Genomic DNA, 12,683 nt, shown 5'->3' with positions numbered 1-12,683 from the left:
ATTAGAATTATTTTACCATATTTTTTTATTTTAATTGCAGATTAATTCAATTTTTTATAGAAAACTTTGTTTTTTATTATATACATGTGTTTCAAATGCAGAATTATATTCTGTAACTTTTTTTATCCTAATTTATTTTTTTTAATTAAAGTTTTTTATAATTATGTAATTAAAATTGTATTAGTTTTTATATTTAATGTTCTTAATAAAATCATTTCTACGCCAATTTTATAATTAGGTGCCATGTAGAGTTCTTTTCTACCTAATATTAACATTTTATAGTAAGATTGAATATCTTTATGATCCATAGTATTCGTTATTTTTAATAATAAATTATTTTCAATTTTATTGTAAAGATTGTTATGCCATAATGAAGGAATATTTTTTAACATAGTTATGTGATGTAAAGTTCTTAGAATTTCGATGACAATTTTTTCCCAATTACTGCCTTGTAAATTTAGTGCATTAAGTGATGAGATAATTTTATGTGCATCTTTTTTTAATATAGCTACGGTTAAAATTAAAGATTGTGTTTTGTCGATAGTTCCTAACATATTAGTAACGTTTTTAATAGATATACTTCCTTGTCCTATAGATACTGCTTGTTCAATTAAATTTAAAGCGTCTCGTAAACTTCCAGAAGCATTTTGAGATATTATTGTTAAAGATTTTGAGTCATAAATTATTTTTTCGCTATCTAATATTTGTTTTATTTTTGTATATATTTCTTTGGGCGTTAATTCTTTTAAGTTAAATTGTAAACAACGTGAAATAACAGTTTTTGGAATTTTTTCAGGATTTGTTGTGGCTAGAATAAATTTAACATGTTCAGGTGGTTCTTCTAGAATTTTAAGAAGAGAATTGAAACTATGTCTTGATAACATATGAATTTCATCGATTAAGTAAATGATAAAACGACCTTGTACCGGTGAATATTTTATATTATCTAATAATTCTTTAATATCTTCTACTTTAGTTTTAGATGCTGCATCTATTTCTAATAAATCAAGACAAATACCTTTTTCTATATTTTTACAATTTGAACATGTTCTACATGGTGTAGGTGTAATTCCGCGTTCGCAGTTTAAACTTTTAGCTAGTAATCTTGATAAAGTTGTTTTTCCTGTTCCTTTTGGTCCGTAAAATAACCAAGCATGGTGAATTTGACCAATAGATAAAGCATTTGATATTGCAGTTAATACATATTCGTGACCAATAACTTGATCAAAAGATTGGGGTCTCCATTTTCTTGCCAGTACTTGATAATTCTTCATATATGTAAAATGTTGTTATAGGATGTTTTATCCTAGCATAATATTATATTTTTTTAATAGTAAAGATTGTTTATTTGAAAAATTAATTCAAAAATAAACTTGCAATTTGTAATTTTTTAGGTAATTATAGTTATGTTATAAATTTATTTTTTAATTTTTTGGTACTCTATTAGCGGTTTAGTACTGAACATTTAAAAATTTGGTCAGATTTGGAAAAAAGCAGCCATATTAAGTTATCAGGTACATAAATTTAGCTAATAGAGTCTTGTTTATGATTATAATCATATATTTCTTAATGTCTTATTTGATTGAGCTTGGTGCATATTCCAATATTTACCTTTTCTATCTATTAACATGTTATGATTTCCTTCTTCTATGATTTTCCCTTGATGTAATACCACTATTTTATCTGCTTTCATGATAGTAGATAGTCGATGGGCTATTACTACCAGAGTAGAAAATTTTTTTACTGAAAGTAATGTTTTTTGTATATTTTTTTCAGTTTCTGAATCTATATTTGCTGTAGCTTCGTCAAGAATTAATATTTTGGGATGAATAATTAATACTCTAGCAATAGCTAACAATTGTTTTTGTCCAATAGATAAATTGTTTCCTCTTTCCCGGAGATTTTCGTGTATTCCTTTTGACATCGATTTTACTAGATTGGCTAATTGTACTGTTTCTAGTATTTTCCAAATTTTATTTTCCGATATGTTTCGCCCAAGTGTTATATTCTTTAAGATGGTATCTGCTAGTATTAATGGTTCTTGTTGAACAATAGAGATTCCTTTTCTTAAAGTTTTATGACTTAAAGATTGAATAGGACGTTTATCTATATATATTTCTCCTTGATTAATAGGATAGTAACCCATAATTAAATTAGCAAGGGTGCTTTTCCCACTACCAGTGTGTCCGATAAAGGCAGTAAAACTTTTGGAAGGTATGGTGATATTAATATTATTTAAAATATTAGGTTGTTTTTTTTTATAACTAAAATTAAGGTTTTTAATCTGAATTAAACCGCTTTTTAGATGTGCACAATCGGATCCATAAATTTGTTTAGGTGTATCGATTAATTCGAAAATTCTTTCTCCTGCAACAATAGCTTGCTGTAATATAGATTGTTGAGTAGTGATAGCTATCAAAGGTTCATTTAATCTTCCTAAATAACTTATAAAGGCATATAAAATTCCTACTTCAAATAAATTTACAGAAAAGAATTTAAAAGATGTAATTAAACCACATAAAACAATAGCTGAAAATAAACTTAGTAGAGGTCTGAGTAGTAATCCATCTAATCTTAAAATTTTCATACGAGATAAATAATGTAAATTGCTGGTTTTTTGAATAGATTTTTGAAATTTAGATTCTTGACTGAATTGTTGAATAATTTGCATTCCATTAATAATTTCATTAAATTTATTGTTTATGTGTTCTACATATTCTCTAACTTTTCTTAAAATTGGAGTACTTTTTTTTTGGTAAAATAACATCACAATTATTACCATTGGAAAAATGATAGTTGCAATACTAGCCATATGCCATTCGAGAGTAAACATAGCAAATAATGTTACAACAATTAATACTATACTACGGAATACTGTTGCTATTACTGTATCATAAAGTTCTTTAACTATTTCTGTATCGTTAGTAATTCGAGATATGATTTGTCCTATAGGTTGAGTATCAAATACATGTAATGGTTGTTTTAAAGCAGATTTAATTACATCCAATCGTAAATTTTGGACAATGTTTACAGCAGTTTTATTAAAAATAATAGTTTGAAAGTAATTTAGAATTACCGAAGTTATTTGTAACATTATAAAAACAACGATTAATGATAACATTAATACGTTATTAATATTATGGGGTACGATTATATGATTTATAAAATAACTGATTAATATTGGTCCTAATACTTCAGTAATTGAAGCGGTTAATAAGCAGAAAAAAGCTATAATTAGCTTTTTTTTCCAAATTTTAATATATTTTAATAAACGTTTTAGAACTGTCCAAAATCTTATTAAATTAGGAGTATTATTTAATAACATATTAACATTTTATCCTTATTTATTTAAATGTTTAATTTTTGATAATTATACATTTTATTGTACCATTTTTTTTCTTTCATTAACTCAGAATGATTTCCTATTTGGGAAATTGATCCATTTTCTAATACAACGATATTATCAGCATTAATTAATGTGGATAATCTATGGGCAATTATTATTAAAGTATGCTTATTTGTTTTCCATTTATTAATATTTTTTAGTATTATTTGTTGACATTCTCCGTCTACAGCAGACAATGCGTCATCTAATATGAGTATTTCAGTATTTGTTAATAATGCTCTAGCAATGGCAATTCTTTGTTTTTGACCACCAGATAACATAATTCCTCTTTCACCAACTTGGGTATCGTATCCTTTAGGTAAGTTTAAAATTTCTTGGTGAATATTGGCTAAATAAGCTGATTTTTCAATTTCTTTTTTAGTAGCATGAGGTTTTCCTAAAGATATGTTATTGTATATGGTGTCTGAAAATAAAAACGAAGTTTGATTTACCATGGCAATGCGGTGACGCCATAGTTTTATTTCATAATGAGACAAAGGAATATTATTATAAGATATATTTCCATTTTTTATATCGAATTGTTTTTGTATTAAATTTAAAAGTGTACTTTTCCCTGATCCTGTTGGACCACATATTCCTAATATTTTCCCAGGATAAAGTTTAAAAAAAATTTTGTTTAATGCATTTTTTTTACTTTTTGGATAAGTAAAATTGTTAATTTTAATTTCTAAGATACATGGAGTAGATGGAAATTTTTTATTATTTTTTTGGGAATTAGATATTTTATCTCCTATAATTAATTGTATTCTTTCCCAAGCAGCACTACCTCTTTCTACGATATTAAACATCCAAGCTAAAGCCAACATCGGCCATACCATGAGTCCAAGATACATAATAAAACTAGTTAATTGTCCCAATGTAATTTCTTTATTCCAAATTAAATAACCACCACCTGTAATAGCAATGAGGTTAGACAATGAAATACCTAAATGTATGGTAGGATCAAACTTAGCATCTATTTTTGCTACTTCCATATTTTTTTGCCCAGCTATTTGCGCAACTTGATCAAATTTTTTACATTGTTCTAATTCTAATCCGAAAGCTTTTATCATGCGGATGTTAGTTAAACTTTCTTGTGTTTGATTTGTTAGTACGGAGAATGCTGCTTGTGCTTTACGAAAGGTACTGTGTAGTTCTTTCCCATATGTTTTTATAATTAAAGCCATAATAGGCATGGGTATTAAGGATAATAACGTTAATTTCCAGCTAATTTGGGTAAACATGATTATCAATACTGATATTCCCATTATTAATGAATCTACTAGTGTTAAAACTCCTTCTCCAGCAGCAAATACCACTTTATCTACATCGTTAGTTGCTCTGGCCATGAGATCACCAGTTCTATTTTTTAAATAAAACATAGAATTTTGAAAACTAAGATAATTATAGAATTGTATTCTTAACTCTACTGCTAATTTATAAGCTGCTCCAAAAAGTAAAACTCGCCACATATATCTAAGAATATAAACTAATAAAGCAGTAAACAACATAACAATAATCCAATATAAAATTTGCATGTTATTTATTTTATTTTTCATTACTAAATCAACAAGCATACCTACTACTTTAGGAGGTAATAATTGTAAAATAGCAATAATAATTAGTAGAAATATTGCTCCTAAATAACGTTTCCATTCACGTATGAAATACCAACTTAATTGATTAAATAATTGCACGAAAGAATCCTAAATTTTTTGTTTTTAATAATTGTTATATGTAATATATAATATTTTATTTATAATATCTAAATACATTGTAATAATTTATATATAGCTTTTTATTAGATATTTAGAAGGTATTAAAGATTAAATATATGATTTTATTGAATTAAAATTTGATTTTAAAAATTTTTTTATGATTTTTGCATTTTACTAAATAATAATTGATTTTATTAAGATAGTTAAAAAATAATTTAAATAAAAAATAAAAATATTTTAATTAGAAAAAATAGTTTAATAAAAAATTTTATATTAAAAAATAATTTTTTAAAACTATTAATATCATTTTTTGTAATATAATTATTACAATATGCAATTAAAGATTTATTTTTATTTTTTTAAAATTTATATGATAATATCATGTATATAATACTTAATTAATTATTATATGTTGAATTTTTTTATATGAATCGATATTTCATATGTTTAAAAAATTTTATTTATATAAATACATTTTAATTTATTTTAAATAAATTACTGTTATTTTGGAATTTTTATTTAATAAAAGTATTATATATAAAAAATTCTTAAAAAATATAAAAACAAGTTGAAAATTAATACATATGTTCAACTTGTTTTTGTTTTTTAAATAATATATTTTCAATTTTTTAAAAAAATATAAGGTTTATTTTCTAAAGCAATATTAAATACTTCTTCTATATTTTTTACAGGATGTATTTCTAAATTAGAAATAATATTTTTAGGTATTTCTTCTAAATCACGTTTATTTTCATAAGGGATTAATACTTTTTTTATTCCTCCACGATGAGCAGCTAACAATTTTTCTTTTAGTCCTCCTATTGTTAGAACTTCACCTCTCAGAGTAATTTCTCCTGTCATTGCAATATCAGCATGTACTGGATTTTTTGTAAGAGAAGAAACTATTGCTGTACACATAGCTATTCCTGCACTAGGTCCATCTTTGGGAGTAGCACCTTCTGGAACATGTACGTGTATATCGTGTTTTTCATAAAATTCTTTGTTTATTCCTAATTTTTTTGCTTGAGCTCTAACTACTGTTAAGGCAGCTTGTATAGATTCTTGCATTACTTCTCCTAGAGATCCGGTATAGGTAAGTTTACCTTTTCCTGAAACACAGGTAGTTTCGATGGTTAGTAAATCACCTCCAACTTCTGTCCATGCTAATCCTATCACTTGTCCAATTTGATTCTTATTTCCTGATTTTCCATAGTCAAATCTTTGAACACCAAGATATTTCTTTAAGTTTTTGCAGTTTATTTTAACTATTTTTAGTAATTTATTTAATACCAATGTTTTAACTGTCTTACGACATATTTTTGATATTTCTCTTTCAAGATTTCTTACTCCTGCTTCTCGGGTATAATAACGAATAATATCAGTAATAGCATTATCTGATATTATTAATTCATTTGAGTTTAAAGCATTTTCTTTCATTTGTTTTGGTTTTAAATATGCTTTAGCTATATTTAATTTTTCGTCCTCGGTATAACCAGATATGTGAATCACTTCCATTCTGTCTAGTAAGGCAGCTGGAATATTAGTTGAGTTAGAAGTAGCTACGAACATAACGTCAGAAAGATCATAGTCTATTTCTAAATAATGATCATTAAAAGCAAAGTTTTGTTCTGGATCTAATACTTCCAATAAAGCGGAAGCTGGATCTATTCTGATATCACATGACATTTTATCTATTTCATCTAATAAAAAAAGAGGATTTTTTACTCCTATTTTTGCCATTTTTTGAATTATTTTCCCAGGCATAGATCCAATATATGTACGGCGATGACCTCTGATTTCAGCTTCGTCTCTTATGCCACCTAATGCCATTCTAATATATTTTCTTCCTGTTGCTTTAGCAATAGATTTTCCTAAAGAAGTTTTACCTACTCCAGGAGGACCTACCAAACATAAAATAGGTCCTTTTATTTTACTTATTCTATTTTGTACAGCCAAATATTCTAAAATTCTTTCTTTGACTTTTTCTAATCCAAAATGATCTTTATCTAGTATTTCTTGAGCAACAAGAATATTTTTTTTTATTTTGCTTCTTAAATGCCATGGTACTTGAATCATCCAATCTATGTAACTTCGGACAACTGTAGCTTCTGCAGACATTGGTGACATTAATCTGAGTTTTTTTAATTCAGATTTTGTTTTTATTTTTGCTTCTTTTGGCATTTTAGCGGCATTAATTTTTCTTTTTAGAATTTCATTTTCATCGGGAGTATCATCTATTTCTCCTAGTTCTTTTTGAATAGCTTTCATTTGTTCATTTAAATAATATTCTCTTTGACTTTTTTCCATTTGTCTTTTTACACGGTTGCGTATTCTTTTTTCGACTTTTAATAAATCTATTTCTGATTCCATTATTGCCATTAAATATTCCAATCTTTTATCAATATTAGGAATTTCTAATATGGTTTGTTTATCTGATAATTTTAGAGGCATATGAGCTGCTATGGTGTCAGCGAGTCTAGCAGCATTATCTATATTTCCAAGAGAATTTAATATTTCTGGTGGTATTTTTTTATTTAGTTGTATATATGATTCAAATTGGTCAATAGTGGTACGTACTAGTACTTTTTGTTCTTTATTATGAATTTTGGGAGTTTTAATTATTTCTATCTCTGATGTAAAATAATGTCCATTATTGTTTAATTGATTTATTTTTGCTCTTTGTAATCCTTCTACAAGTACTTTTATAGTACCATCTGGTAATTTTAACATTTGCAAAATTGAAGCAATAGTTCCTATATTAAATAAATCTTCAAATTTTGGTTCATCTATTGATGCTTCTTTTTGTGAAACCAACATAATTTTCTTATTTTGAGCCATAGATGCTTCTATGCATTTAATTGATTTTTCACGACCTACGAATAGCGGAATTACCATGTATGGATATACGACAACATCACGCAATGGTAAAACAGGAATTTCTATCTTTTCGGAAGATATATTGTTCATAAATATTTCTCTGAGTTATATTTTTTTATTAGAAAGATACGATTAAGATAGATAAACATAAATTTTATAGTATGTGGTGAGTATATAGTAATGGATATCGGATATTCAATGATAAGTACTTAAAAAAATGAAAGGGGAAATTCCCCTTTCTAATAATATTACTGAGTATTTTAATTTATATTTTTTCAGATATTTTTTTTGATATATGATTTTCTTTTATTAATAATGGTAGTGATTTACCTTGTACTACTGATTTATCAATGATTATTTTTTTTACATTTTTCATAGAAGGTAATTGGTACATAATATCAAGTAAAATATTTTCAATAATTGAACGTAAACCTCTGGCTCCTATTTTTTTTGTTTTTGCTTTTTTTGCAATAGTTAAAATTGCTTCGTTGTGGAATTCTAATTCTACTCCTTCTAATTCAAATAAAATTTGGTATTGTTTTATTAAAGCGTTTTTAGGTTGACATAAAATTTTAATTAAATTTTCTTCGTTTAAATCATGTAATATGCTAATTACCGGCAGACGTCCTATAAATTCTGGAATTAAACCAAATTTAATTAAATCTTCTGGTTGTATTTTTTCTAATAATTTATTTTCGTTATTTTTTTCAGATTTGTTTTTTATAATTGCGTTGAAACCAATATTTATTCCTATTTCTGTTCTTTCTGAAATTATTTTATTTAAACCTGGGAATGTACCTCCACAGATAAATAGTATTTTTGATGTATCTACTTGTAAAAATTCTTGTTGAGGATGTTTTCTTCCGCCTTTAGGAGGTACAGATGCTAGAGTTCCTTCTATTAATTTTAATAAAGCTTGTTGTACACCTTCTCCAGATACATCTCGAGTGATAGAAGGATTATCTGATTTTCTTGATATTTTATCAATTTCATCTATATAAATAATGCCAATTTGGGCTTTTTGAATATTATAATTGCTTTTTTGTAGTAATTTTTGAATAATGTTTTCTACATCTTCACCTACATATCCTGCTTCTGTTAAAGTGGTAGCATCTGTTATTACAAATGGTACATCAAGAAATTTTGCTAATGTTTCTGCTAATAAAGTTTTTCCACTTCCTGTAGGACCAATTAATAAAATATTACTTTTACCTATTTCAATATTTTTTTTATTTGAAACATGATAAATTTTTTTATAGTGGTTATAAACAGCGACTGATAATATTTTTTTTGTTTTATTTTGTCCAATAACATAATTGTCAAGATGTGTTTTAATCGTATGAGGAGTAGGTAAAATTTTGTTTTTATTTTTTATTAATGTATCGTTTGTTTCTTCTTGTACAATTTCATTACATAAGGTAATGCATTTATCACAGATATATACTGAAGGGCCAGCTATTAACTTTGATACTGATTTTTGATTTTTTCCACAAAAGGAACAGTATAGTATGTTTGCAGTGTCGTCTTTTTTTTTGTCAGACATTAATTAACCTCTTTTTCTTATCGTTAATTCTTTTACTTAAAACTATTATAGATTAAATTACATATTTAATATGTAATGATATAAAAAATATGGCTAACTACAAAAATATTTTTTTATTTTCGATGAGTTAATATTTTGTCTACTAAGCCATAATTTACTGCTTCTGATGCGGAAAGAAAATAATCTCTTTCGGTATCTTTATTGATTTTCTTAATAGATTTTCCAGTATGTAAGGATAGAATTCTATTCATATTTTTTTTAATTTTTATTATTTCACGTGCATGTATATCAATATCTGATACTTGTCCTTGGTATCCTCCTAAAGGTTGATGAATCATTACTTTCGAATTAGGTAAACAGAATCTTTTTTCTTTTTCTCCACTTGCTAATAATAATGCCCCCATTGAGCAAGCTTGACCTATGCAAATGGTGTTTACTTGTGGTTTTATAAATTGCATAGTATCGTAAATAGACATGCCCGATGTAATGATTCCACCTGGAGAATTGATATATAAATGTATATCTTTTTCAGGATTTTCAGCTTCTAGAAATAACATTTGTGCTACAACAATATTAGCTTTAACGTCTTCAATATTACCGGTAATAAATATTATTCTTTCCTTTAAAAGACGAGAATAGATATCAAAATATCTTTCTCCTTGTGATGTTTTTTCTACAACAAAAGGTATTAAATTCATGTGAAATTTTTCTTTTTTATACGACATATAATCTCCAAAAACATTTTGATTTGTTAATATTGGATTTTAAAATATTAAAACATTTTATTGAAATTTTTAACGGTTATTTATTTTTTACATGTTCGTTTTTATAAGATGTATTTTTTATATTTAATAAATTAAAGATTAGATGTGTTTGTATACAAATTATTTTTTATAAAAAATAGTTAAATTTTATTTAATTAGCATTAAATTAATATTTTATTATACGATGTATAATAATTTTTATTATAAAAGATTATTATTTATTTTTTGATATGGACAATGAGCGATAATATTTTTGTATTTAATATTGTTTGTTAAAAAAAATAATATACATTAATTTATTTGATTTTTTAAAAAAATTATATTTTTTGTTAATTATTTTTTTAGATATATGATGATTTTATGAGGAATTGATTTACTAATCATTTAGTAGAAAACAAAAAATTTATGTAACTTTAAGATTTATGTTTTTAAAATAATTTTTTTTTTAATGGTTGTAAATGATCTTATTTTTTAATGTTAATATTCTTTTTGAGTAAATATTAAAGAGTACTTTTTATACACTTTATTAAAAATGTTTTTATGATAGTATTACGGTTTTATAATTAAAATTAATTTTAATAAGTTTTTAAAATACATATGCTATGTATAGCATAAAATTGATTAATAATTTTTACGTTTGTGATGTACTTTTTATTAAATGACAAAAAAATTTACATTACTATTAATATCGATTGGGATTAAATGATAATTTAATAAGAGTAATTTAAATAAGAAATATACATTTTCTGAAGTAGATAAAATGTAAATTTTTTATTTTTAACATTATTTCATTTTTTTATACAATGAGGAGATTTAAAATTTTTATTTTTTATATTATTAAATTCTTCTTTAGTGTAAGTATGAATAGATATTCCATGAATATTATATGTACAAATAATAGTCGATAATAAAGTATAAACTTTTTTATGTCTTATAATTAAACTCTTTTTAATAAATTTGTCACTTATTATTACAATTTTAAAATGACTAAATGGTCTATTTAATAAATTATGTTTTTTACTTTCATTATGAATAAATACGTTATTTTCACCAAATTCTTTTTCTAATTTTTTTAGTATTTTATATTTGATCATATTTTCACTTGATTATTTAGGATAATTAAAAATTTTAATATTTTAATGTTTATTAAACATTTTTATTTTGAATTTATTTAAAATCATTAATTTTATTTAATTAAATTAAAAAATTATAATGTTTAATTTTATACGATAATTTTGATCAATAATTTTTATTTTCGATGTTTTAAAATAATATATTTATATTATAGAATATAAATATATTATATGTATTTCATTTTTATGATTATTGTTTTTTAAATAAAAATATCAATTACATAAAATATATGTTATTTCATTATACTATATATAAATATATTTAGTAATTATATTCAGACTTGCAATCTATACTCTTTTGGAAAGCGTTATTTTTAAAGTATATAATTATGATATTAAGATTTTTGTTATTGAGATTACGGAATAAATATCAATGAAAGTAAAAAATTTTTTTAGGGTTTTATTATTAGTTTGTTCTTTTTTATTTTTAAGTGGTTGTCAAAGTGTTATATTAGATCCTAAAGGTTATATTTCAATGGAACAAAGTTCTTTGATTATTACATCTTTTTTGATGATGTTACTTGTTGTTGTTCCAGTTATTTTGATGACTTTATTTTTTGTGTGGAAATACAGAGATACAAGTAAAAATACGAAATATAGTCCTAATTGGGATCAATCATATAAAATAGAGATGTTTATTTGGATTTTACCTGTTTTAATTATTTTTTTCCTTGCTTGTTTATCATGGAATTCTGCTCATAAATTGGAACCTAGTAAACCTTTACATTCTTTGGTAAAACCGATAGAAATAGATGTGGTGGCATTAGATTGGAAATGGTTGTTTATATATCCCGCGTATAATGTTGCTACTATTAATGAAATATCATTTCCGATTAATACACCGATAGTTTTTAGGATCACTTCAAATTCAGTAATGAATTCATTTTTTATTCCTGCTCTTGGTAGTCAAATATATGCAATGGCAGGTATGGAAACAAAATTGCATTTATTAGCTAATGAATCAGGTCATTATAAAGGTTTTTCAGCGAACTATAGTGGTCGTGGTTTTTCTGATATGAAGTTTACAGCAATAGTAACTAGTAATAAAAAGTTATTTGATAAATGGATAAAAAATGTTAAAAAATCTCCTTATACGTTAAATACTATAAAAATGTTTCATTATATAGCTTTATGTAAAAATAAATTTTCTGTGCAATATTTTTCTCACGTGAATCATGATTTATTAAACAAAATTATACATCAATTCAATAAATAATTTTTTTATTAAAATGAAAAATAAAAATTTAATGTTCTTAACAGTGC

Annotated in this window: 8 protein-coding genes and 1 other RNA gene; 2 read left to right on the top strand and 7 right to left on the bottom strand. The window is 24.4% G+C overall.

The genetic code is table 11. From position 1 onward, the window contains the following. Positions 1 to 161: 161 nt before the first annotated feature. The gene (gene dnaX / locus LDP10_RS00200) at positions 162 to 1,274 is read right to left on the bottom strand and encodes a DNA polymerase III subunit gamma/tau (RefSeq protein ID WP_265196735.1); all 1,113 of its coding nucleotides are present in this window, start codon (positions 1,272 to 1,274) and stop codon (positions 162 to 164) included. Positions 1,275 to 1,441: 167 nt separating this feature from the next. Between dnaX and ffs the strand changes: the two genes are divergently transcribed. Continuing rightward, positions 1,442 to 1,537: signal recognition particle sRNA small type (ffs, locus tag LDP10_RS00195), an RNA gene on the top strand. An 18-nt stretch (positions 1,538 to 1,555) separates the two neighbouring features. Here ffs and LDP10_RS00190 read toward each other — a convergent pair. The 6 genes from LDP10_RS00190 to LDP10_RS00165 form a co-directional block, all read right to left on the bottom strand. After that, entirely contained in the window at positions 1,556 to 3,325 is a 1,770-nt protein-coding gene (locus tag LDP10_RS00190; protein WP_265196734.1) for a SmdB family multidrug efflux ABC transporter permease/ATP-binding protein, read from the bottom strand. A gap of 23 nt (positions 3,326 to 3,348) precedes the next feature. Next, a complete protein-coding gene (locus tag LDP10_RS00185) occupies positions 3,349 to 5,082 on the bottom strand; it encodes a SmdA family multidrug ABC transporter permease/ATP-binding protein (protein WP_265196733.1) in 1,734 nt (577 codons plus the stop codon). Between the two features lie 642 nt (positions 5,083 to 5,724). Next, positions 5,725 to 8,070 (bottom strand): endopeptidase La, encoded by a 2,346-nt coding sequence (gene lon / locus LDP10_RS00180; RefSeq protein WP_265196732.1) that lies wholly within the window; start codon positions 8,068 to 8,070, stop codon positions 5,725 to 5,727. A gap of 175 nt (positions 8,071 to 8,245) precedes the next feature. Then, complete coding sequence (gene clpX / locus LDP10_RS00175; RefSeq protein WP_265196731.1) at positions 8,246 to 9,523, bottom strand: ATP-dependent Clp protease ATP-binding subunit ClpX; 1,278 nt, start codon at positions 9,521 to 9,523, stop codon at positions 8,246 to 8,248. Positions 9,524 to 9,636: 113 nt separating this feature from the next. Next, a complete protein-coding gene (gene clpP / locus LDP10_RS00170) occupies positions 9,637 to 10,248 on the bottom strand; it encodes an ATP-dependent Clp endopeptidase proteolytic subunit ClpP (protein WP_265196730.1) in 612 nt (203 codons plus the stop codon). Between the two features lie 827 nt (positions 10,249 to 11,075). Continuing rightward, positions 11,076 to 11,381 (bottom strand): BolA/IbaG family iron-sulfur metabolism protein, encoded by a 306-nt coding sequence (locus LDP10_RS00165; protein WP_265196729.1) that lies wholly within the window; start codon positions 11,379 to 11,381, stop codon positions 11,076 to 11,078. A gap of 412 nt (positions 11,382 to 11,793) precedes the next feature. On the opposite strand from LDP10_RS00165, the gene cyoA reads away from it, so the two are divergent. Further along, a complete protein-coding gene (gene cyoA, locus LDP10_RS00160) occupies positions 11,794 to 12,636 on the top strand; it encodes a ubiquinol oxidase subunit II (RefSeq protein WP_265196728.1) in 843 nt (280 codons plus the stop codon). The last annotated feature ends 47 nt before the right edge of the window (positions 12,637 to 12,683 follow it).

This window comes from Buchnera aphidicola (Pemphigus obesinymphae), assembly GCF_026122815.1.
In the GTDB taxonomy this organism is placed as follows: domain Bacteria; phylum Pseudomonadota; class Gammaproteobacteria; order Enterobacterales; family Enterobacteriaceae; genus Buchnera_C; species Buchnera_C aphidicola_BJ.
This window is presented reverse-complemented; position numbering and strand designations above follow the sequence as displayed.

What these genes read in the sequence shown, in the direction of transcription:
- lon (WP_265196732.1), bottom strand. Translation starts at nt 8,070, where the DNA reads ATGAACAATATATCTTCCGAAAAGATAGAAATTCCTGTTTTACCATTG.
- LDP10_RS00165 (WP_265196729.1), bottom strand. Translation starts at nt 11,381, where the DNA reads ATGATCAAATATAAAATACTAAAAAAATTAGAAAAAGAATTTGGTGAA.
- clpP (WP_265196730.1), bottom strand. Translation starts at nt 10,248, where the DNA reads ATGTCGTATAAAAAAGAAAAATTTCACATGAATTTAATACCTTTTGTT.
- LDP10_RS00190 (WP_265196734.1), bottom strand. Translation starts at nt 3,325, where the DNA reads ATGTTATTAAATAATACTCCTAATTTAATAAGATTTTGGACAGTTCTA.
- clpX (WP_265196731.1), bottom strand. Translation starts at nt 9,523, where the DNA reads ATGTCTGACAAAAAAAAAGACGACACTGCAAACATACTATACTGTTCC.
- dnaX (WP_265196735.1), bottom strand. Translation starts at nt 1,274, where the DNA reads ATGAAGAATTATCAAGTACTGGCAAGAAAATGGAGACCCCAATCTTTT.
- cyoA (WP_265196728.1), top strand. Translation starts at nt 11,794, where the DNA reads ATGAAAGTAAAAAATTTTTTTAGGGTTTTATTATTAGTTTGTTCTTTT.